18 protein-coding genes are annotated in these 20,988 nt (G+C 59.8%); 11 read left to right on the top strand and 7 right to left on the bottom strand.

Going from position 1 to position 20,988, the window contains the following annotated elements:
• Positions 1 to 282: 282 nt before the first annotated feature.
• The 3 genes from KHU33_RS05740 to KHU33_RS05730 all read left to right on the top strand — a co-directional run bounded on the left by KHU33_RS05740 (position 283) and on the right by KHU33_RS05730 (position 2,606).
• Positions 283 to 1,212 (top strand): hypothetical protein, encoded by a 930-nt coding sequence (locus KHU33_RS05740; protein ID WP_211461553.1) that lies wholly within the window; start codon positions 283 to 285, stop codon positions 1,210 to 1,212.
• Between the two features lie 101 nt (positions 1,213 to 1,313).
• Complete coding sequence (locus tag KHU33_RS05735) at positions 1,314 to 1,841, top strand: nuclear transport factor 2 family protein (protein WP_211461552.1); 528 nt, start codon at positions 1,314 to 1,316, stop codon at positions 1,839 to 1,841.
• Positions 1,842 to 1,886: 45 nt separating this feature from the next.
• Positions 1,887 to 2,606 (top strand): DsbC family protein, encoded by a 720-nt coding sequence (locus tag KHU33_RS05730; protein ID WP_211461551.1) that lies wholly within the window; start codon positions 1,887 to 1,889, stop codon positions 2,604 to 2,606.
• A gap of 37 nt (positions 2,607 to 2,643) precedes the next feature.
• On the opposite strand, the gene KHU33_RS05725 is transcribed toward KHU33_RS05730, so the two are convergent.
• Positions 2,644 to 3,687, bottom strand: coding sequence for a 5'-methylthioadenosine/S-adenosylhomocysteine nucleosidase family protein (locus KHU33_RS05725; RefSeq protein ID WP_230414074.1), 1,044 nt, complete (start codon positions 3,685 to 3,687; stop codon positions 2,644 to 2,646).
• Between the two features lie 176 nt (positions 3,688 to 3,863).
• On the opposite strand from KHU33_RS05725, the gene KHU33_RS26660 reads away from it, so the two are divergent.
• From KHU33_RS26660 to KHU33_RS05715, 3 genes are all read left to right on the top strand, one after another.
• Complete coding sequence (locus KHU33_RS26660) at positions 3,864 to 3,992, top strand: hypothetical protein (RefSeq protein ID WP_268907112.1); 129 nt, start codon at positions 3,864 to 3,866, stop codon at positions 3,990 to 3,992.
• Between the two features lie 320 nt (positions 3,993 to 4,312).
• Positions 4,313 to 5,728: a YopJ family acetyltransferase gene (locus KHU33_RS05720; RefSeq protein WP_211461550.1), complete on the top strand. Its 1,416-nt coding sequence runs from the start codon at positions 4,313 to 4,315 to the stop codon at positions 5,726 to 5,728.
• Between the two features lie 236 nt (positions 5,729 to 5,964).
• Complete coding sequence (locus KHU33_RS05715) at positions 5,965 to 7,386, top strand: alkaline phosphatase family protein (RefSeq protein WP_211461549.1); 1,422 nt, start codon at positions 5,965 to 5,967, stop codon at positions 7,384 to 7,386.
• Between the two features lie 29 nt (positions 7,387 to 7,415).
• On the opposite strand, the gene KHU33_RS05710 is transcribed toward KHU33_RS05715, so the two are convergent.
• The 3 genes from KHU33_RS05710 to KHU33_RS05700 are packed head-to-tail and all read right to left on the bottom strand — an operon-like array spanning position 7,416 to position 13,220.
• On the bottom strand, positions 7,416 to 11,036 hold the full coding sequence (locus tag KHU33_RS05710) for an ATP-binding protein (RefSeq protein WP_211461548.1): 3,621 nt from the start codon (positions 11,034 to 11,036) through the stop codon (positions 7,416 to 7,418).
• Positions 11,033 to 11,779, bottom strand: coding sequence for a DUF4194 domain-containing protein (locus KHU33_RS05705; RefSeq protein WP_211461547.1), 747 nt, complete (start codon positions 11,777 to 11,779; stop codon positions 11,033 to 11,035). Before KHU33_RS05705 ends, KHU33_RS05710 begins: the two co-directional genes overlap by 4 nt.
• Positions 11,766 to 13,220, bottom strand: coding sequence for a Wadjet anti-phage system protein JetA family protein (locus tag KHU33_RS05700; RefSeq protein WP_211461546.1), 1,455 nt, complete (start codon positions 13,218 to 13,220; stop codon positions 11,766 to 11,768). Before KHU33_RS05700 ends, KHU33_RS05705 begins: the two co-directional genes overlap by 14 nt.
• 253 nt (positions 13,221 to 13,473) lie before the next feature.
• On the opposite strand from KHU33_RS05700, the gene KHU33_RS05695 reads away from it, so the two are divergent.
• Positions 13,474 to 13,878, top strand: coding sequence for an SRPBCC family protein (locus KHU33_RS05695; RefSeq protein WP_211461545.1), 405 nt, complete (start codon positions 13,474 to 13,476; stop codon positions 13,876 to 13,878).
• Positions 13,879 to 13,908: 30 nt separating this feature from the next.
• A complete protein-coding gene (locus tag KHU33_RS05690; RefSeq protein WP_211461544.1) occupies positions 13,909 to 14,934 on the top strand; it encodes a DUF2804 domain-containing protein in 1,026 nt (341 codons plus the stop codon).
• Between the two features lie 107 nt (positions 14,935 to 15,041).
• Here the strand turns inward: KHU33_RS05690 and KHU33_RS05685 are convergent, their stop codons facing one another.
• Positions 15,042 to 15,974, bottom strand: coding sequence for a LysR substrate-binding domain-containing protein (locus KHU33_RS05685; RefSeq protein ID WP_211461543.1), 933 nt, complete (start codon positions 15,972 to 15,974; stop codon positions 15,042 to 15,044).
• 181 nt (positions 15,975 to 16,155) lie between these two features.
• Between KHU33_RS05685 and KHU33_RS05680 the strand changes: the two genes are divergently transcribed.
• From KHU33_RS05680 to KHU33_RS05670, 3 genes are all read left to right on the top strand, one after another.
• Positions 16,156 to 16,449, top strand: a complete 294-nt coding sequence (locus tag KHU33_RS05680) for a DUF4148 domain-containing protein (RefSeq protein ID WP_230414073.1) — start codon at positions 16,156 to 16,158, stop codon at positions 16,447 to 16,449.
• A gap of 191 nt (positions 16,450 to 16,640) precedes the next feature.
• Positions 16,641 to 17,030, top strand: a complete 390-nt coding sequence (locus KHU33_RS05675; RefSeq protein ID WP_211461541.1) for a DoxX family protein — start codon at positions 16,641 to 16,643, stop codon at positions 17,028 to 17,030.
• A gap of 152 nt (positions 17,031 to 17,182) precedes the next feature.
• The gene (locus KHU33_RS05670; protein WP_211461540.1) at positions 17,183 to 17,671 is read left to right on the top strand and encodes a disulfide bond formation protein B; all 489 of its coding nucleotides are present in this window, start codon (positions 17,183 to 17,185) and stop codon (positions 17,669 to 17,671) included.
• 28 nt (positions 17,672 to 17,699) lie between these two features.
• On the opposite strand, the gene KHU33_RS05665 is transcribed toward KHU33_RS05670, so the two are convergent.
• Together KHU33_RS05665 and KHU33_RS05660 are read right to left on the bottom strand one after the other, a co-directional pair.
• Positions 17,700 to 18,749 carry an XdhC family protein gene (locus KHU33_RS05665; RefSeq protein ID WP_211461539.1) on the bottom strand — a complete coding sequence of 350 codons (1,050 nt, stop codon included), beginning with the start codon at positions 18,747 to 18,749 and terminating at the stop codon, positions 17,700 to 17,702.
• Positions 18,750 to 18,758: 9 nt separating this feature from the next.
• Positions 18,759 to 20,978: a xanthine dehydrogenase family protein molybdopterin-binding subunit gene (locus KHU33_RS05660; RefSeq protein ID WP_407928249.1), complete on the bottom strand. Its 2,220-nt coding sequence runs from the start codon at positions 20,976 to 20,978 to the stop codon at positions 18,759 to 18,761.
• Positions 20,979 to 20,988: the final 10 nt, after the last annotated feature.

Raw genomic sequence — 20,988 nt, 5'->3', positions numbered from 1 at the left:
CATTCGTTTTCAGCCGTACGCCCGCCAAGCTGCCTCAAGACCTCTCGCCCCGCCCCTTCGTTTCTAGCTTCTCATTTCCTTCGCTTTACCGAATTTCAATCCTGGCGTTCTGCACGAATGCCCGGGTTGTCTTAGACGCACCTATGGTTCTGCCATGGCAGGTGGCGGCCCGGCCGTGCGTCGACTCTGAAGCGAGACGCAATCCCGCTCCAGATGCGGTAACCGGACGCTCCTGATCGGACGCCCGGCTATGTCAATTCACATCCACTACGGAGAGATGCAATGAAATTGAATCGCAAATTAGTTGTACTAGCGTTGTCCCTTACCTACGCCAGCGTTGCGCTTGCAGGTGCCGTCAAGAGCTCCAGCGACGCGGTCTACAAACCGACCGGCAAAGGCTGGGGCGAACTGGATCTGGACGTGCAGACCCATGCGCAAAAAGCTGCAACCCTGAGAGCTCAGCGCACCGCCAACCTGACCTATCAAGGCGGCCCGGTGATGACCGGAACGAAAAACGTCTATTACATCTGGTACGGTACTTGGGATACGGCCTCGCAAAACGTGTTGACCAACCTCGGCACCAATATCGGCGGTTCACCTTATTTCAACATCAATACGACTTACTACGATAAGGCCGGCACCCATGTGCAGAATGTCGTCAACTACGCCGGTACTACCACCGACACCGGTTCGCTCGGCACCAAATTGTCCGATGCGAACATCCAGACCATCGTTGCCAACAAGATCAACGCCGGTGCGCTGCCGCTGGATGCGAACGGCATCTATTTCGTATTGACCGACAAGAACACCACTGCAACCTCGGGTTTCTGCACCCAGTATTGCGGCTGGCATACCAACGCCACGATCAACGGTCAAAACATCAAATACGCCTTCATCGGCAATCCTGAAACCCAGTGCGCAAGCTCGTGCGGCGCCAATACGCCAAGCCCGAACAACACGCCCGGCGCGGATGCGATGGCCAGCATTGTTTCGCATGAACTTGAAGAAACCGCCACCGATCCGGACGGCAACGCCTGGTACGCGCTGTCCAACGGCATGGAAAACGGCGACAAATGCGCATGGAATTTCGGTGCTACGTCAACTGCCTCCAACGGCGCCGCGTACAACCAGACTATCGGTACGATGAAGTATCTGATCCAGCAAAACTGGACTCTGCTGCCGAGCCAGGCTTGCGCCCAGCACTATCCCTGATAGCAAGGCGGTCGTGATGTAACATGGGATTCCGCCGCAGAGCGCTCTGCGGCGGGGTTTCAGTTGATGGTCTTTCCTATTCAATCGCCCGAGTCCATGCCATGAAAAAAATTCCCCTTCTGCTGGCGCTGCTGCTGGCAAACCCAATATCGTGTTTCGCCCAGCAGGCGGCCGCCCCGGCCCAGAGAAACATCCCGACCGTGACCCGCACGGTGCAGATTTTCAGCACGCTGGAAAACGAATTGAATGACGCCGTTCAACAGCGCAATAGCGGCGTCATCGACAAACGTCTTGCCGACGACTACGAACTGCGCAGCGCTGCCGCTCCCGGCCGGCCGACGCCGCGCGCGGAATCTATCGCCAGCGCCCTGAAGCAGACGCCGTTTGCATCGCAGGTACAACAGATGGCGGTGCATGAGTATGGCGCCGTGATGGTCGTCAGCTTCCTCTGGTCGCTGGATGTTGCCGCCTCCAGTCCGTTGGCAAAGAACATATTTGTCGTCGATACCTGGAAACAGGTCGACGGCGACTGGAAACTGGCGACCCGTTACGCGGCGCCGGCCGATGCGCAACACAAGAAGGTGCCGGGGGTCGATCTGTCTGGCATCGACGCCAAGAAAAAAATCTGACGCTGAAACCTGCCCCCTGCCCCCTTTCTTACCGATGGAAACGCCATGACCCGGTTAACAAAAACCTTGCTCCTGCTGCTTACCCTGGCGGCGGCCACCGCCGGCGCCGAAACCGCGCAAGAAGCCCGCGTCAAGAAACTGATCGAACCGCGCATGGGCGTCGGCATCAAGGTCGATGCAGTGAGCAAGACGCCGTATGCTGGATTGTATGAAGTGCGCACCAACGGCGACATCTTCTATACCGATGAAAATGCGGACTACATCGTGGTCGGCAAAGTCATCGACACCCATACCTACAAGGACTTGACGAAAGAAAGAGTGGATCAGCTGGCAGTGATCAATTTCGCCGATCTGCCGCTCGATGCAGCGGTCAAGACGGTCAAGGGCAATGGCAAGCGGGTGCTGGCGATATTCGAAGATCCGAACTGCCCTTACTGCAAGAATCTGCACAAGACCCTGCAGGAAATCGACAACGTCACGGTCTATACTTTCCTGCTCAATATCCTGTCTGACGATTCGGTGGTGAAGTCGCGCGATATCTGGTGCGCGGCAGATCGCAGCAAAGCCTGGAGCGACTGGATGACGAACGGCAAACCCGCAGCAGCAGCCGCGCCGACCTGCCCGACGCCGAATGACAAGGTGCTGGCATTGGGCAGGAAGCTGCGCATCGTCGGCACGCCCACCGTGTATTTCGTTGACGGCAGCCGAACCGGCAGCGCGCTCGACGCCAAGGCTCTGGAGCAGAAACTGGCTTCCTTAAAGTAATTGCGCTTGGCTTACTGGAAGCGTGGGCCAGCGCAGGTCAGCGCTGCTTGCGACGGCTCCACGCTTCCAGAAAAGCCAGCGTCACGCTCGCCTCATTAGTCTCCGCCAGGCCGCTGCAAAAAAAGGCGCCGACATCCTTGAAATCATTGCCTCCAGCCAGATCGGACAAGCTGCGGAACGCGATGAAAGGCACGCGATTGGCGTACGCTACCTGGGCAAAAGCACCCGTCTCCATATCCAGCACCTGCGCCTGCAAATTATCGTAGAGATAAGCCCTGTAACCTGGATTGGCCATGAAAGCGCCGACGGAAACGCCACGGCCGCCAACCCGCAACTCAGGCTGGACGCTGACACACAAAGATGGATTCTTCGGCCCGCACTTCGCCAATGCCGGTTTCAAAGTACGGGCCAGCGCCAGCATCTCCGGATCGGCTTGGAACTCGAAACGGAATTCCCCTTGCGGCGCATTGCTCGCATTCATCACGAAATTGTCGCGCATGAACAGGCCGCTACTGACCGCACCGCTGGCTGTATCGAATTTGAAATCCGGGCGCGGCTTGCCGTTAGCCGTCGCCAGTTTGACGCCCAGGCAGCTGACATCGCCAGCCGCACCGCAAGGCGACGGCAAACTGCCATCGCCGTTCCAGTAGACTTCCATCGGCATGGCCCAACTCTCCGCCACGATCACGTCGCCGACATGATTAGCCGGATTGATGCCGCCGGCAATCCCGCTCATCAGCAAACGCTCGACATGGAAATGATTCATCATCAGCTGCGTCACCATGGTGGCGTTCACCACGCTGACGCCGCTGAGCACAATCACCACCGGATTGCCGCGCAGTTCACCAGTAGTAAACCGGTTGCCGTTGATTTTCCAGTCGCGTTTTTTCTGCGTCTGCTCCAACAAGATATCGGCCTCGGCACCGAACGCCGAAACGATACCGATGCGCGGTTTGCACTCAGTCAGGCAATCACGGTTTGCAGCCGGCGCTGCAGCGGCAGTCGACATCAAGGCCGCGCCAGCCAGCAAAGCGCAAGCAGTCCGGCGCAGCATTTTCAATACAGGCATGTGAGCAAACAAGGGATTCCTTTCATTTAATTGCTTAGGCAATTGCTACACGGTTGTCAAAGACACAGCGCAAATAATCCGGATAATGTAGCGCATAACAGCCGGCAAATGGGAAACCGCAGGAGTCAGGCGGGGTTTCTTTGCCGACTGAAATTTAACTGGCATGAGCGATAACTATTATTACTGACATGACGCCACAAATAACTGCGCTGCAACCCGAGGCGCTGCCGGCCTTGCAAACCCTGTGGGATAGGCAGCTGACCCCGCATACCCAGTCCTTGTTGGCGCACGACTTGAATGGATGGAAAAATTATTAAATATAGTTATCATAGCGCCAGCATTAAGGCTGATATTTTTTCATAATGCAGCATGGCTCAAAATATTCTGAATCGGCTGCAGGGCGGCCAGACGAGAGCAACACCCGCCCTTAGCGCAGGCCCCCCCTCCGCAGATGAAAGCCGAGCCATCCCAGCCGCTCCGCTGCCTGCTTCGCATTCCGCTCCCCTCCTTCGTTTGCATCGCAAGGGCCGCTGCGCCTACCCGTAGACTCATCGGACTAGCGGCGCGGTTTGGCGATAGAAACGAGACGCTTGCATGGCGAGAGTGGCTGGCAGGCCAGCAAATACAGGAGGCAAAAATGCGCATCGGCGATCACCCCCCATCCAATGGCATCGCCGCAAGCGCTGCTGCGCAATCGACGCTGGAAGTCGCCGCGCCTGCAACGCCCAAACGCCGTCGCCCGGCGACAGAAAACCCACTCGGCATGCCGCCGTCACGCAAACAACGGGCGGATTCGCCAGGCAGAGCGACATCGACCACGACCTCCGCACATGAAGTGCTGATCGACAACCGGGCGGCAATGCAAAGAATGGGGGTTGAGCATCCCCTATTGAATCGATCCTGGGATAACAACACACCCGTTGCGCCGCTCCAAGGCGGAAATCGCCCGACGCCGGCTGGCGAAATAGTCCGGCGCAGCAACGCCGGCCCCGCCAGAACGGCCAATGTTCAAGCGCAACCCGCCCCCGCCGAGCCGCCTGCAGTTCGGCAAGCACGCACGGAAGTGAAAGACGTGCTGAAAGATGCGCTCGCCAAGCTCAAGCACCTGGACGAAAAAAACATCGATCCCGTCGCGGCCGACTTCGTCATCACGGACCTTGACCGGACCATCGCGCCGCTATTGGTCGCCTCGGAAAACTGGCGCAATCGCGGCTTGAACTTGGTCTCGCTACACACCGATACCGCCGAACACCAATCCCCGCCGGCTGGGTCGATCAACGTGGGCAAATTCATGGCATCCGCGCCGCCTGGTCGATACCGCGCCATCATCGATGACGGCGCCCATACCAGAGCGGCCGACATCCGCAAGGATGCATCCGGCGCCAGCGTCATCGTGACGGACCCATTGCGGAAGGAGAAAAACGAGAGCGATTACGAGGACTACGCCACCTTTTTCAACGAAGAATTCGGCGAACGGACAAAGTGCGCTTTCATTCCGCTGGATTTGCAGAAATCGTCTTTCGGCTGCCGGATATTTTCCATATCGCTCGCACTCAAGATGCATTCGCGAAAAGAGACCTTCACTGCATTCCACGACACCCTGCGCACCGGGGCAGAGCCAGGATCGCAGGTATCGCAGTCCAGGCGAACGGAGGAGCTGGGCACCCTGCTGGTTCTGGATGCTGCGCCGCTGGTCGATGCCGGCATGATGAAACACAGCCATGCAGGCAGCTCCGTCAAGCAGTATCTGCAGGCTCATCCCGAGCAGGCTCAGGCAGTGGTGAACAAGCGGAACGAAACGCTGACGGACAGAACCACACGCCATCTCGTTACACGCCATATCGATACCCAAGACGCTGATCCGAACAAGAGATTCAAACAAATCAGATTCAACAAATCCATCGAACTCAAGCGGATGACCATGATCAACCGGGCCATCGCCTACACCGAATCGGCACCGCCGCAGCACGTCTTGCTACTGTCGAAGCGCCTTGCGGAATCCAGGGCGAATGCAGTGAGCGACTCGCCGCAGAGTTCAGAAGAAAGCTGGTAAGCGGGGAGTTGTTTGGCCTTTGCTCTACAAGCTATATGAGAACAAAAGGGGCAGGTCTTGTATTACGACACCCAACCAGGAGCTGTCACTTTTGACAGGTGATCTTGCTTTTCAGGCTCCGGGATCACGCCAGGATTTGATCGAGAGCACCGGCGACAGCGCCATGCTGCATGGCGGACCTGAGCCTTCTTGACTTCCCGGACTGCGTGACTACACTCCAAAACAAGGAGGCGCACATGTCCCAGATCCTGCCCCAGATAGAACACATCGTGGTCGTCATGCTGGAAAACCGCTCGCTCGACAATATGCTCGGCGGACTCTACCCAGACGGCGCCATGCCAGCCGTGGTCTTGCCAAAGGGGAGCGCTGCGCAATACGACGGTTTGCGGCCCGGCCTCTGGAATCCGGCGAACTCAGGCTATTTCAGCGGCGATCCGCCGCAGCAGGTCGAGGTCAAACCGGTGACCAGCTCCGCCACCATACCCGATCCCGATCCGGCGGAAACCTTCGACAACGTGACGTATCAGCTGTACGGACCGGAAGGGGTTGTCGCCAATCCGCGCTGGCCGATGCAAGGCTTCGTTCTCAACTACGCGACGACAGCGACCGCCGACGCCACCGAGATCATGCAATGCCACAGCCGCACCCAATTGCCGGTGCTGGCGACACTGGCGCAACAATACGCGGTATCGGACGCCTGGTTCTGTTCGGTACCCAGCCAGACCTGGCCGAATCGCGCTTTTGTCCACGCCGGCACGTCCAACGGACGCATCAACAACGGCAGCCCGCCCGACCCGCTGGATTGGGACGTGCCGACCATCTACAACGTGCTCCAGGCATGCGGCGCCAGCTGGGCGGTATACAGCGATACCCTGTTGACGCCATCGCTCACGCGCACCATGTTTCCAAAACTGTGGGATCCGATGCTCAACGGCCACTTCGGCCGCTTTACCGAATTCGTCGACGCCTGCGCCAGCGATACCCTGCCGCGCTACTCTTTCATCGAACCGTGTTTCCTGCTGCAGCCGAACGACCAGCACCCGCCGCACGATGTACAGGCGGGCGAAGCCTTTCTCCACGAAATCTGGAGCGCCGTCAGCAGCTCCCCAGGCTGGGCCAAGACCCTGCTCATCATCACCTACGATGAACACGGCGGCTGCTACGATCATGTACTTCCGCCGGCCCACGCCATGCCGCCGGATGTAGCGAGCACACCCGGCGACGACGGTTTTTTGTTTGACCGTTTCGGGGTGCGCGTACCGACCGTGGTAGTCTCGCCTTACATCGCCGCGGGCACGGTATTCCGCTCCGATACGACGGTCCCTTACGACCATACCTCGATACTCGCGACCTTGCGCGACTGGATCGGCATCGCGCCGTCGGACATGCTGCCGAGCGAGCGCATCGCGGTGGCGCCGACGCTCTCTCAGGTATTGACGCTGAACACGCCACGCACCGATCTGCCCGATATTACGGCGCCAGGCGCGGCCATGGTGCAACCGGCGCTATCGAGCGCGCCGAATGATCTGCAGAAAAGCCTGGTGAGCGGATCGGCGCGCCGCTTCGGCCTTGATCCTGCCACCACGCTGGCAAACATCAAGACACGCCAGCACGCGGTGGATTTTTTCAAACGGCGGCCAACCAAAGTCAATGCATAAGCAGATCCAAGGCGAGCTCGCGAGCGCATTCATGCCGCTTGCTCAGCCGCTTCAAAATTGATCTGCGCCTGTTCGCGCACCTGCACACGCCGCAACTCCCACAATTCGCGCAGCTTGTCCGAGCGCAGTTCGCGCTCGTCCGATTCCGAGACGAAACCGACTTCGCCGTTGCCGTCGGCGACGGTGCGGCTGAAACTCCATTCGCGCGAGAACTCCGGTTTGATTGCACCGGCGTGTTTGGTCGGCATGGCGCAGATCAATTGCATGCCGAGATGATCGCGCAAGAACTTCAAGACATCGCGGGCGCGCCCTTCATCCATCTTGGCGAACGATTCGTCGTTGACCAGCAAATGCAGGCTGTTGCCCTTCTCGAAACGCTTGAGGCGGTTGGTGACCACTGCGGCGTGAATGATGTAGGCCGGCGTCTCCAGCTGGCCGCCGGAGCCGGTGCCCCACTCCGATAAACGGACGTGCGAACCGGTATCGGATTCCTTGTAGATTTCGTAGCGCCGGTAGTTGCGATAGTCGGCAACCCGCTGCAACTCCTTGACCGCCTTGTCTTCGTCGTCCGACAACAGCAATTGCACCAAGCGACCGCGAACCTGGCAATTCTCCGCGCTCAGCACCGGATCGGCAAACAGGTTGCCGGCCTCCTGCGTATCCGACATCTCAGAGGTAGCGCAAAAGAAATCGTAATAAGCCTTGAATTCCGGTATCCATTCCGACCAGTCGATGCGGAATTTATCGGTGCCGAACTTGAGCTTGTCGAGTTCGGTATTCAGTGTTTTCAAGGTCCGCACGCCGGTATCGACTGCGTTGCGGATCTCGTAGCAGAACTGCTTGGTAAATACATCGTTGAACGACGCTTCGGCCGTGCGCAACTGCTCCAGGTTCTTGATCAGGCCGATATCTTTCTGCCGCGTCAATTGCCCGCGAGTGCGCTCTTGCAAGCCCACCATCAGCGCATACAGCGGCGTAAAATCGCCATCGCGCAAATCCTCGCCCTGAGCCACTTCAAAACGCTCGTCGATACGCGCATGGGCATGGTACTCGCCAAGCGCGTTGCGCGCATCGCCGTATAACTGCCAGCTGAGCGCGGTTTGTCTGGCGACATTGCTGGATGCCTGCGATTGCGAATAGCTGCCATCGCCCACCCACGCAGCGACTTCGTCTGTCAGCGCGGTGAAAGACAGGCTGCCGTTGACGATGCACAGGTCGCGCAATTTTTCGGTATCGCCATCGACTCGCGTTTGCTTGCCGCTCAGGCCAAAACTCAAACGTGTCATCACGGCCTGATGGCCTTGTATGGCTTTTTCATGGCCGCCGATGTTTTTGCTGCAGGCGGTCTTACGCGCCTCCAAAGCAGCGATCTCGACGCCCAATGCTTCGGCTTCATCTTCCAGCTTGCTGACCTGGGTCAGGTCGAGCCGGCTCAGATCCTGGCGTGCGGCATCCAGCTCGCGCACCAGATTTTCCAGTTCGTCAATCGCGGCAAACGACGGGCATTGCAATTGCCCCATCAAGGCCAACGCGCCCTGCAATTCGCGCAACTGGGCGCGCAGTTGCGTCAACTCTTGTTCTGCTTGCGCATGCTCTTGTTCGGCACGCTGCTTGGCGAGGCGCTTTGCTTCCTGGCCGAATACCAGCAGATCGGTATCGGCGGTGAACATGGTGCGCGAACCGCTGCCCTTGCCGTCCTTGGTCAAACCACGCGAGGTATGACGCAAGGCTTCGGTATCGGCCACCTTGACCACCTGGCCGAACTGATCGTGCAGATAGGCATGCGCAATCGGATGCTCGGTGCTGAGCTCATGCACGATGGAATCGCTGGCCGTTCTTTCCACTTTCAGATTTTTCAGACAGAAGCTGCCTTGGATCACATTGGCCCGCAGTTTTTTCTGCCTTACGAAGGCGATAGCCTTGCTTTCCCACTCCTGATCCACCACCAGGTTGAAACGGGCGCCGCCCAGATAACCTTCGATCGCCGCCTGCCATTCCGCCGACAGAGGTTCCACCAGATCGCACAAGACCTGGGCTCGCGCCGCCCCCAGCTCGGAACGGAATTCCTTCAGCGCATGGCGGATATGCTGTGGATAGTCAGCGCCGCCTTCAGCCAGATTGGCTTTGCGCGAAGCGGCGTCTTTTTCATGGCGCAAGGCGTCGTGCTCGGCGGCCCGCAATTGCGCAATCTGCGTATGCAAGGCAGAGACGAAACTATGTTCGGTGCCGGCCAGCGCGCCGTGCAATTTTCCCAAGGCAGCGTCGACACCTTCAAAGTCGTTGACCAGCATCAGCGATTTCAGCACATCCACTTGTTCTGCCTTGGCCAGTTCGGCGATGCTGCGCAGATGCGTAGTGAGATCGAGCGTGCCAGCGGCCGACAGCGCCAGCACAACCTGGCGGGCGGCGTTGGCGATCTCTTTTTGCTGCGGCGGGATCTGCATGCCGGCCACACTGCGCGCCGCGCTTTCCAGTTGCTGGGCCAGCAGCGCATTCTGCTGCAAAGAGTTGAATACGGCCCTGATCTTGCCGTCGTTTTGCTCGATCTGGTTTTGAATCCGGGTCTTTTGTTCGGCCGCGGGAATGCCCATCATCTGCGCGTGGATCTGCGTCAGGCTGCGGTTCTTGGCGCTACGGTCCTGCTCCAGCTTATCGGCGCTCTCGGTTTCATCGCTGATCAGCGCCTGCAATCCCTCGATCGCGGAAGTAGCCGCTTCCAGCTGGCGCTGGTCTTCCCGCAAAGCCAGCGACGACACCAGCAGCTGCGACTGGCATGCCGCTTGATGCGCGCGCGCCGTGTCGCCGACCGCTTTACCAAGTAGCTCCAGGCGCTTGACGTTGTCGCTCAGGCGCTCGCCTTCCTTGCGCAATTCGTTCACCTGCCGCATCAGCTTGCTGATCTGGCCGATGCGCTGCGACAGTTGCGTGGTGTCGAGTTCCAGGATCTGATGCTTGACCAGATCGTCGACACTGCCGATAGGTTTGTGCGCTATCGACTGGCTCCAGGCTCTGGCGGCGCTTTCGGCTTCGGCAAAGGCAACTGTTTTCTGACCGCGGAAGCGACCGTACAGCTGGCACAGATACTCGCGCTTGCTGTCGCGGAAATTGGTGATGCCGCGATATTTTCCAGACAAGTGATGTTCGATCTTTTCGACCGCAACCACCGCCATGCCGCCGTCGATCTCGGTCGAGGTCAGATCGCCAAGTTGCAGCGCGGCGCCGTCGATGATCAGCAATGCCAGCCGTTCCGATACTGCCTGGCGCCGTTCGCCGGCGCCATCGACCCGGGCCGAAGCCGCCACCAGCGCCGTGAACTCGCGCCCCTCCTCGCCCTCGCTCGGCTTGAACACTGCGGCGATATAGCCGTGCGCGCCATTCGGACGGGCAAACAAATTATCCTCGGCGCCGACGATGTAAGACCACAAAGTGCGTTTGGTTTTACCGTTGCGCGCGCCCTGGGTGGTTTCATCCTGCCCCGGGTTATAGCTGAAAATATTCTGGTATACCGCCGTCATCACCGTTTGCAAGGCGTCCAGCATGGTCGATTTGCCAGAGCCGGTGGGGCCGGTCAGCAAAGTCATGTTTCCCATCGGGTATTCCTGCGAGCGCAGCGCGCCCCAGTTCACCAGGATCAGTTTATCCAGCTTCATTCGATGTTTCCTTCAATGCTTTCTTGTTCCGTCATGACTTGCAGGCTGGCGTGTTCTGCCTCCACTTCGGCTGCGGCTGCGCTGTCAGCGCCGGCTTCCGCCGATTGCGGTTCCGATTCCAGCGCAGCTTCCAGCATATCGTCGCTGATGATGCAGAGAATGGTCGGCCGGATCGCCAGCAAGGCGTCTTCATCATCCATGGAAAAATTGGCGGCCAGCCGGATCAGGCGATGCCGTTTCAGATCGTTGAGCAAGCGCTGCCGCTCGATGCTGGTCGGCGGCAGAGCGCGCTTCAACTGGGTCTGCAAGGTGGCCGACAATTCTTCAAAGCGCGTCAATACCTCGCCCGAATCAGTCAGCCGGTTGCCGCCTTCCGACAAGCCTTGCTGATACTGAAAGCGCAGCGCCAATGCCGCCGCCACAAAATCCGGCGACAGCCGGGCGCGCAAACCCGGCACCGGTTCCAGCCCGTCTTCCGGCATGCCGGGCACTTCTGCGCCCGGCGCATATAGACGGAAAAATTCGCCCTTCAGGTTGTGCTCAAGCCGAAAGCCGCCGAGCCGGAAGTATTCGCCCAGACAGGTTTCGATGCGGCGCGCATCGTCGTACAGGCGTTGCTCGACGCCGTCTTCCTCGCGCAGCACGATGCCGGCGGCAAACAGGCGTCCGACGATTTCGCGAAACCGCTCCAGCGACAAATTGTGGATGGCCAGTTGTTCGTTCAGTGTTTCATTCAATGTCATGTTTCATCTCGATCTGATAATCGTCGCCGGCATAAAACTCGTTCCAGAGTTTGCTCGGCAATTTCTGCACGGTCAGCCGTTCGTCGCGCGCGCCGCGCACGGCTTCCACCACTTGCATATTGTTGAGGACATCGGTAGTGGTAGCCACCGGCAGCGTCGACAGGCGGATCGGCCGGTCGCGCAAGCGCAGTTCGGCGCGGATCCGGTGCACGATGTCGTCGTTGGACAAGGCAAAGGCGTCGGCTTCGGCGCGATACATGGCGGCCGCCAGCCGGGCGTCGCGCGTCACTTTCGGCTGCGCCGTCACGGTCAAGGCCTTGCGCCGTTGCGAGGCGCTGCGCAACTTGAAAGCGGCCGGATCGAGCAGGCGGATTTCAGCCGGGGCGATGGCGGCGCCGATGCGCTCCAGAAAAGCATTCTGGGCTTCGCCGCTGAGCTTGGCGGTCTTGCTGATGGCCAGGCTATAAGCCTGGCGGGTCTGGCCGCCGCGCAGCATCAGCGCCTGCTGCACGATGCTGGCGGCGCGCTGCATATACACGCTCATGGCCTTGATCAGTTCCGGGTGTTTGGTGGTGCATGCCGCCTCCACCATTTCTTCGATGCGGTCCAGCATCCACTCCAACGTCGACGGCCCTTGCCGTTCCTGGCTGGCCCAGCGGGCGATATCGTTGAGCTGCTCTTCCAGCGCCCGTGACTTATCTTCCTCCAGGCTATGCAAACGGGCGATCACGTCGCGGATCGCCTGCCGATGGCGTTCAATGCTGTCGGCGGTCAACTGCTTCTTGAATTCCTTTTCGAAGCGGTCCAGAAATTCCATGAAACCGTCCCACGGCGTTTGCGATGCTTCCAGCATCAAGCGCCGCACCAGCTCCTGGAAATAATCGACGCCTTCCGATAAATCGCTGATGACTTTTTCGGCGTAGTCGTAGGCATCGATCAGATCGTAGGCGTCGACATTGCGCAGCGCGGCGTTGAGCGCATTGCGGCAACTGCGCACATTGCGCTGCCGGGTGCGCGCGCTGCGCCGGTCGATGGCCCAGAACGCTTCGGCAAACAATTTGCCGGCACGGGTAAAGCGGTAGGCGGTGACCAGGCCGGCGCGGTCGCCGAAGGTTTCCAGCCAGCCGTCCCTGAGCAGGGTCCGCAACAGCGCGCTGCTGCTTTGCTGATCGTCGGCGCCGGGCGGAATGAAATCGTCGTCGGCCAATTCAGTGCCGGCCGCCTCTTCCTGCATCAGCATGATCTGGCGCGCTTCCTGCAACGCTTGCTGCACCACCGGCAGCAACAGATCGCGCAAGCCGTCGCGCGTCAGGTTCTGGCCATAGTCGGCGCTGGGGCCATGCAACCGCTCATACAGCGCCCGCACGCAAGCCACCACCACGCCACGGTGTTTGCCGGCAAGCGGCCTGAAAAAATTAAGTCGGTCTGGTTCGAAAAACAATCGGGTTGCCTGCAATAGTTACAAAAACAAGTTACGAAAATACATTGCAAAAATGGAAATATATCGAGAATTGCCGTGAAACTCTGCCCTCGGCCACTTAACGGTATAAATCAATGAGCAACCCGGCATTGTAAAGGGTAGCGGCCGCGATCACGAGCAGGTAACTTAGACAGTAGACAGAAAGCCAAGCGATCCGTAACATGCATTTCTGGAATCGGATCAGACATTCCCAGCCCATCGCCAGGAGACGCCCGTGCCATCAAGCTGCCCCACCCGTCATCTCAGCATTACGATTCAGCGCGATCTGCGGGATGCCTATGCGTTCGTCTCACGCCCCGAAAATTTTGCACAATGGGCCAGCGGCCTGGGAAAAAACCTGGCGCAGGTGAACGGCGAGTGGATCGCCGATACGCCGGACGGCCAGGTCAAGATCCGCTTTAGCCCAAGCAACCCCTATGGCGTGCTGGATCACTGGGTGCTACCGGCGACCGGCGCGGAGATTTATGTCCCGATGCGGCTGATCGCCAACGGCGATGGCTGTGAGTTGCATTTCACCCTGTTCCGTCTTGCTCACATGTCGGATGAAAAATTCGAGGCGGATGCAAACTGGGTGCTGCGCGACCTGGCTACCTTGAAACAACTGCTTGAGACTCACTGATTGAAGCTCACTGATGCTTTATCACCGCGCATGACTTCCCCATTGTCACCGAGCCTGCCAGCGGCTCCCGCCAATATCATCGATGCCGACGGCCAGCCGCGCATGGGGCGTTATGCCGGCCAGACTGGCGCTATCGACTGGTCGACCCTGGCCGCGCCGTATGCGCGCAACAGCCTGTGGCGGCGCTTGCATCACAAGCGCTGGCAATACGTGGCGCTGTCGACGCCGCAGCTGTTGTGCGGCATCGCGATTGTCGACATCGGCTGGACCAACACCGCTTTCGCTTATGTCTTCGATCGTCAGCAAGGCAAGCAGATTGCCGGCTTCTCGCAAGGCGGCATACCCGGCCTGAGCGCTAAAGTCAGCGATCGGGTGAGCGGCGCCAGCCGTTTCCATTGTTTCGGCAACCGGATCGACTATCAGCCGCCGGCCGCCGGCAATCCGCATGACGGCAAATACCAGCTCAGCTTGCAATGCGAGCAATTCGAGCTTGAAGCTGAATTCGACGCCAGCGACGCAGCCCCCTTGCTGCTGGCAGTCGGGCCGATTGTGCACGGCTCGGTGCATGCCACCCAGAAATCGCCGGGCATGCCGCTCAATGGCGAAGTGCGGGTGGGCGAGCAGCGCTATGACTTGGCAGGAGGCGTCGCCAGCTTCGATTACTCGAATGGCTTGCTGGCGCGCAGTACCGAATGGCGCTGGGCCTCGGCCCACGGCCTGGATATCGGCTTCAATCTGCAAGCCGGATATTTCGGCAAGCAAGAGAATGCGTTGTGGCTAGACGGCCAGTTGCATGCGCTTGGCCATGTGCGTTTCGAGTACGACCCTGCTGCGCCGCTGGCGCCCTGGCATATCTATACCGACGATGGTTTGCTCGACCTGCAATTCATGCCGGAAGGTGCGCGCCGTGAAAACAAGAACCTGCTGATCGCCACCACTCGCTATATCCAGCCGATAGGCAGTTTCAGCGGCTGGGTCAAGCCGGAACCCAATGCCGCGCCACGGCCGGTGGAACATCTGGTGGGGGTGACCGAGGAGCATTTTTCGCGCTGGTGACGACCCGAGGGGTTGGGGGCCGTGACAGGACATGCCAAACATGGAGGTCGCAATTCGAGCCGAACCGACCGGTCAAATCGGAATGAAATGAACGCCTCTCCCCTTAGTCAATTGTTCCCAGATAGCAGTGCAACTCTGGCCGGCAACTCCGCTTTCAGAAATTCTATATACGCCCGCACGGCAGGAACGAGGCCGCGGCGGGTCGGGAATACCAGCCGCACCTGTCCCGCCGGAGGCTGCCAATCGGGTAGCACACGTTGCAGAGAACCTTGTGCCAGATCCTCCGAACATACGTGGCGCGGCAATGCTATCACTCCCATATTCGCAAGCGCTGCCTTTTTAAGAAGCCGGATGTTGTCGCTTCTCATGCGTGCCTTTAAGGCAACCGCTTGCTGTTCACCTGCGTGGTTCAGCAATCGCCATGCCGGTGCTTCTTCCTCCATGCCAAATACCAGCGCGTCCAGCGGGGCCAGATCGGCCGGGCATTGCAACTGCCCGGCACGCTCTATAAAAGAAGGGCTTGCATATAGCCCCCACGGGGTTGGGCACAGATTGGTTTGAACTAAACTGGAATTCTCCAGTGCCTGTGCATTAATCCGCAAGGCTACATCTATCCTCTCTTCGATCAGGTCTACGTTGCGATTGGTAATCTGCGTCATGACCTGGACTTTTGGATACATGGCCATGAAGCGCGGCAGAAGGTCACTCAGGATCAAATCCACCATTCCTTCTGGAGCGCTAAAGCGTATCACCCCCACCGGTTCGACCAAGGTGCGTTGCACGACATCTTCGGCGGCATGGGCTTCGACGATCATCGCAACACAATGCCGGTAGAACTCGGCGCCAACGTCGGTAAGCGCGATCCGGCGCGAGGTCCGGTGCAGCAATCTGACTCCCAGCAATTTTTCCAGTTCTGCAGTACGCCGGCTCAATCTGGATTTCGGTATGCCCAGCGCGTCTGCCGCCGCCGTGAAGCCCTTGCTGTCGACAACCTGTACAAAGAAATACAGGTCATTGAGGTCGATGGTTAATTTGTTCATCAAAAATCCTGTCTTTATCGTTCCATATACAGAACGGAGGATCGCATTTTAGCTAATTTATCTTCATTTTCTTTGCGCATAGTATCGATCACGCGGTAAGACATGCTGGAAAACAAGTTTCACAGTCTGCCGCCACCGTCGCCATCCCGGCGCATATTTCTACTGAAAGCGCAAAATGCACATGCCAAAAATAATGATTACTGCGACTCTTGTGGCTGCCACAGGCGCCGTTTTTGCTGAAGCAAGTTATCCGCCAGAAGTTTCTTTTGCATCGAACAAGACTCGTGCAGAGGTTATCGCTGAATTGAAGCAGGAAAGTGATGAGGGCGGTCTGAACTCTCCTGCCTCGACCAACCCGGTCCTGCAGCCTGCCGCGCCGGCCACGACTCGCGCCGCAGTCAAAGCGGAATTGAACGCTGATGCAACTGTTGCGAATCGAGAGCTGGATGTGCTCCGCATAAACGCTGGCCATTGAACAGATAGCTTATAGGCAGGCCACGCGAATAGAAGGATGTGGTGGTGCACTATGCGTGCCACCACAATATTGAACTACGTTTTCCTTAGCTATCCGGTTCAGCATCAGATCATCCGCTAGGTCAGTTGATGCAGTAGTGGCTTCAAAGTAAATCTCAACTGACATCACAATCTATTAAATATTGAAAAATCATGCAAACTTCACCTGTACTGTATCGCATTGGCCGCACCCTTCTTGCCTCGCTGTTCGTCATTTCCGGCGTGCTCAAGATCACCGCCTTTTCTAGCGTGGTTGGCTATATGGACCGCATCGGCGTGCCGTTCGCTACTATCGCCGTGCTGGTCGCGATTCTGGTTGAGGCTGGAGGGGGCCTGGCGATTCTCAGCGGTTGGCATATCCGTCCTGTCGCTGTGATCGTGGCCCTGTTCACGGTAATAGCAACTTTGACCGCCCATCGGTTCTGGCAAGCAGAACCTGCCGGCTTGCAGAATCAGCTTAACCACTTCTTGAAAAATATTTCAATTATCGGCGCTTTGCTGATGGTGGCGGCATCGGATGGCGAATCCCCAAAGGAAAAATAAGACAGCCTTGCAGCATGGTTAGCGCTTGAAAAAATGCTTTACACACATCGCTCACTCCGCAGCTCAGGCACTCTCGCGCCAGAGTCGGTCTATGGCTGACTTCACGTGCGAGCTGTCCATTTTACAATTACGACTCACTTCATAGCTTCAAAATGAAAACAACCAGATCCGTTTTGCTTGCAGTCGCCTTCATCGCCCTCGCCATCCTGGCTGGTGCATTGTATTTGCAGCACTACCAGGACATGCAGCCTTGTCCGCTGTGCGTGATACAGCGTTATGCATTCGCGGCGATCGCGTTGATTTGCCTGATTTGCGCCGGCTTGCCGGCCGGCGCCCAAAAAGCTGGCGCAGGGATCGGCGTCCTGGCGGGACTGGGCGGCGCCGGCACCGCCACCTGGCATCTGTGGGTCATCGCTCATCCATCGGCCTCATGCGGCCGGGATGCGCTGGAAGCGCCAATGAACGCGCTGCCGCCTGCCGCATTGCTGCCGTCCGTGTTCAAGGTTGACGCTTACGCACTCTGCACCACCCCTTACGATCCGATCCTGGGCCTGTCGATCCCGCAATGGTCGCTGTTGTGGTCTGCGGTGCTGGCCGTGATCCTGGCCGCCACACTGTTCAAGCGCGATCGCCGTTACTAAACGGCGCTATTCCCGCCGATAACATGCTCTAGACATTGCAGCTGCTAGTGGCGGCTGGCGCCCGGTGCCCGAGATTTTCATACAATGACTTGCCAGCCACCATTGGCATGGGTGAAGGCAAGCGGATCCCGTTCTTCACGGCCACAACCTCGGCCATGATAGACAGCGCGATCTCGGCGGGTGTCTTGCTGCCGATGTAGAGGCCCGCCGGCCCATGCAGGCCCCGCAGCGCGGGCTCCGCGATGTCGAAGTGCGTGCGTAACCGTTCGCGGCGTTGCTCGCTGTTGCGGCGTGAGCCGATGGCGCCGACATAGAAAGCCTTGGACTGCAGTGCATCGATCAGGGCCAGGTCGTCCAGTTTGGGATCGTGCGTCAGGGCTACCACGGCGGTGCGCGCATCGGGCCGCAGCCGCAAGACCAAGTCGTCTGGCATTTCGCGGCTGACCACCACGCCATTCAACTGCCAGCTTGCGCGGTATTCCTCCCGCGGGTCACAGACGACGACCTCGAAGCCTAGACTCAGCGCCATCTGGCACAGATAGCGCGAGAGGTCTCCAGCCCCGATAACGATGAGGCGGCCCTGTGGCCCCAGGTAGGTGGTCAGCTGCTGGTCGTCCAGCCGGGGCACGCCATCACGCCTGCCTTCGCGCAGTTCCACGCGGCCGGTGTGCAGGTCCAGCACCCGCTCGGTGCTGCGCCGCTGCTCGCAGGCCAGCAGAAGTTCGTCTAACCGGCTGTGCGCAGACACCGGTTCCAGCACCAGTTCCACAGTGCCCCCGCAAGGCAAGCCGAAACGGTGCGCCTCGTCAGCTGAGATGCCGTAGCGCAGCACGGTAGGCAGGCCGCTTGCGCAGACGGCCTGTGCCCCGCCTTTCCGGATACTGAGGATGAGATCGTCCTCAATGCAACCGCCCGACACCGAGCCGGCCGTCTCACCCCGCCCGTTGATAGCCATGAGCGAGCCAGGCGGCCGAGGCGAGGAACCCCAGGTCCGCGCGACGGTGACGAGCACTACGGGCAGGCCCGCAACCTGCCAGTCCAGCGCGGTGCGCAAGACCAGTGCGTCGAGATCATCCATGGCGCCGGCTTACGCCAGGTTGAACGGCAGCTGCCGCAGCGGCTTGCCGGTCAGCCGCGTAATGGCATTGGCGAAAGCCGGGGCCAGCGGCGGCAGGCCCGGCTCACCCATGCCGGTCGGCGGCTCGGCGCTGGGTACGATGTGGACGCCGAACACCGGCATGTCGGTAATGCGCGCCACCGTGAAGTCACCGAAGTTACTCTGCTCGACAACGCCGTCCTTGAGCGTGATGGCTGAGCCTGGCAGGCACATCGACATGCCCATGACCGCCGCGCCTTGCACTTGCGCTTCCAAGGTGCGCGGATTGACCGCGAGATTGCAGTGCACGCCGGCGGTCACGCGGTGCAGCACCGGCCGGCCGTCCTGCACCGAGGCCTCCACCACGTAGGCCACCACGGAGTCGAAGGATTCGTGCACCGCCACGCCCCAGGCGCGTCCGGCCGGCAATTGCTGTTTGCCATATCCACTCTGCTCCACCGCCAATTGCAGGGCAGCCCGGTGGCGCGCGTTCTTGTCGCCGAAGAGCTGCATCCGGTAGGCCACCGGGTCCTGTTGCGTACTGCGGGCGATCTCGTCGATCAAGGTTTCCATCACGAAGGCGGTGTGAGTGGAGCCTACGCTGCGCCACCACAGTACCGGCACGTTGAGCTTGGGGTGATGCACCGTCAGACGCATCGGTAGCGCATAAGGCTCGCGCATGCCTTCGGTTGCCGTGGCGTCGATGCCGTTCTTCACTTGGAACTGCTCGAAGACAGAACCCGTGGTGATGGACTGGCCGACGATGACATGATCCCAGGCCAGCACCTTGCCGCGCTCGTCGAAACCGATGCGTGCGCGATGCAGGTGCATCGGACGGTAGTAACCGCCGCGCATGTCGTCCTCGCGGCTCCAGAGCGTGCGCACCGGCACGTTCAAGCCGGCAGCGCGGGCCGCCTTGGCGATCTCGCAGGCTTCGACCACGAAGTCGCTGCCGCTTGAGAAGCGCCGGCCGAAGCCGCCGCCCGCCATTTGCACATGCACCTCCACCTGCTCTGGCTTGATGCCGAGCACGCGTGCGACTGCGGCGCCATCCAGGCCGGGGCATTGGGAGCCGGTCCATATCTCGGCGCGCCCGTCGGTGAGCGCAACGGTGCAGTTCAGGGGTTCCATGGCCGCGTGGGCCAGGTAGGGGAATACAAACTCGGCTTCCAGTTGCCGGGGCGCCGTTGCTAAAGGCGCGATGTCGGCGTCGAACCGGCGCGGGCCGGGCTGACCGGCAAGCGCGCGGTACTGTGCCAACTGCTGTTCGCTGTCTACTTTCTCGACGGCGGCGGTATTCCACTGCAGCTTCAGCGCATCGCGCCCCTGCTTGGCCGGCCAGTAGCCATCGGCGATCACGGCCACGCCTTCGGCGCCGCGATCCAGCTGCACGCGCAGCACGGCCTTCACGCCTTTCACAGCGCGCGCGGCGCTATCGTCCACCGATGCCAGACGCGCACCGAACATCGGCGGGCGCGCCACCACGGCCGTCAACTGACCAGGCAGGCGGACGTCAATCCCGAACTGCTGCCGGCCGCTGCTCTTGGCGCGCGCGTCCAGGCGCGTGGTGGGACGACCGATGATGCGGAAATCCTTGGGGTCCTTCAGCGCGACTTTCTCGGGCACGGGAAAGGCCATCGCGGCTTCCGCCAGTTCGCCGTAACCCAGTTTGCGCCCCCCAGGACCCAGCACCGAGCCGGCCTGCGTGCGCAGGCTAGCCACGTCCACCTTCCAGCGCGCCGCAGCGGCGCTCAACAGCATGGCCCGGGCGCGCGCGCCGAGCTCGCGATACTGCGTGAAGCTGTTCTTGATCGAATGAGAGCCGCCGGTGAGATGAATGCCGAAGAGCGGGTCGACGTAGGCAGGGTCGTTCGAGCCGTGCCTGCTGCGGACCAGGCTCCAGTCGGCGTCCAGCTCCTCGGCCAGGATCATCGGCAACGCCGTCTGTACGCCTTGGCCAAACTCAAGCCGATTGACGGCTACCGTGACCTCGCCATTAGGGGCGATCTGTACAAAGGCCGACGGTTGTTCGGTCGGTTTGAGGGCCTTCCCAGCCTGGCCGTTATTGGCGGCTTGTCCCATGGCCAGATGGGGAAAGGCGCCGATCGCCAAGCCGACGGAGCCGGCCAGCTTGAGGAACTGGCGGCGCGGCAGCGCGACAGCATCGTCGGCTTGTCCTCGGGTCAACAGGTGCTGCAGAGCACGCGGCATTTCGCTGTAG

This window comes from Collimonas silvisoli, from assembly GCF_018305005.1.
Classification (GTDB): Bacteria; Pseudomonadota; Gammaproteobacteria; order Burkholderiales; family Burkholderiaceae_D; genus Collimonas; species Collimonas silvisoli.
Note: the sequence above shows the minus strand (reverse complement) of the source record. Positions and strands in the feature narration are given on the sequence as shown.

Excerpts from the sequence above, each read along its gene's own strand:
- KHU33_RS26660 (WP_268907112.1), top strand. The coding sequence starts at position 3,864 with ATGACGCCACAAATAACTGCGCTGCAACCCGAGGCGCTGCCGGCCTTG.
- KHU33_RS05690 (WP_211461544.1), top strand. The coding sequence starts at position 13,909 with ATGACTTCCCCATTGTCACCGAGCCTGCCAGCGGCTCCCGCCAATATC.
- KHU33_RS05660 (WP_407928249.1), bottom strand. The coding sequence starts at position 20,978 with ATGCCGCGTGCTCTGCAGCACCTGTTGACCCGAGGACAAGCCGACGAT.
- KHU33_RS05735 (WP_211461552.1), top strand. The coding sequence starts at position 1,314 with ATGAAAAAAATTCCCCTTCTGCTGGCGCTGCTGCTGGCAAACCCAATA.
- KHU33_RS05685 (WP_211461543.1), bottom strand. The coding sequence starts at position 15,974 with ATGAACAAATTAACCATCGACCTCAATGACCTGTATTTCTTTGTACAG.
- KHU33_RS05665 (WP_211461539.1), bottom strand. The coding sequence starts at position 18,749 with ATGGATGATCTCGACGCACTGGTCTTGCGCACCGCGCTGGACTGGCAG.
- KHU33_RS05680 (WP_230414073.1), top strand. The coding sequence starts at position 16,156 with ATGCCAAAAATAATGATTACTGCGACTCTTGTGGCTGCCACAGGCGCC.
- KHU33_RS05675 (WP_211461541.1), top strand. The coding sequence starts at position 16,641 with ATGCAAACTTCACCTGTACTGTATCGCATTGGCCGCACCCTTCTTGCC.
- KHU33_RS05715 (WP_211461549.1), top strand. The coding sequence starts at position 5,965 with ATGTCCCAGATCCTGCCCCAGATAGAACACATCGTGGTCGTCATGCTG.
- KHU33_RS05710 (WP_211461548.1), bottom strand. The coding sequence starts at position 11,036 with ATGAAGCTGGATAAACTGATCCTGGTGAACTGGGGCGCGCTGCGCTCG.
- KHU33_RS05720 (WP_211461550.1), top strand. The coding sequence starts at position 4,313 with ATGCGCATCGGCGATCACCCCCCATCCAATGGCATCGCCGCAAGCGCT.
- KHU33_RS05705 (WP_211461547.1), bottom strand. The coding sequence starts at position 11,779 with ATGACATTGAATGAAACACTGAACGAACAACTGGCCATCCACAATTTG.
- KHU33_RS05740 (WP_211461553.1), top strand. The coding sequence starts at position 283 with ATGAAATTGAATCGCAAATTAGTTGTACTAGCGTTGTCCCTTACCTAC.
- KHU33_RS05730 (WP_211461551.1), top strand. The coding sequence starts at position 1,887 with ATGACCCGGTTAACAAAAACCTTGCTCCTGCTGCTTACCCTGGCGGCG.
- KHU33_RS05670 (WP_211461540.1), top strand. The coding sequence starts at position 17,183 with ATGAAAACAACCAGATCCGTTTTGCTTGCAGTCGCCTTCATCGCCCTC.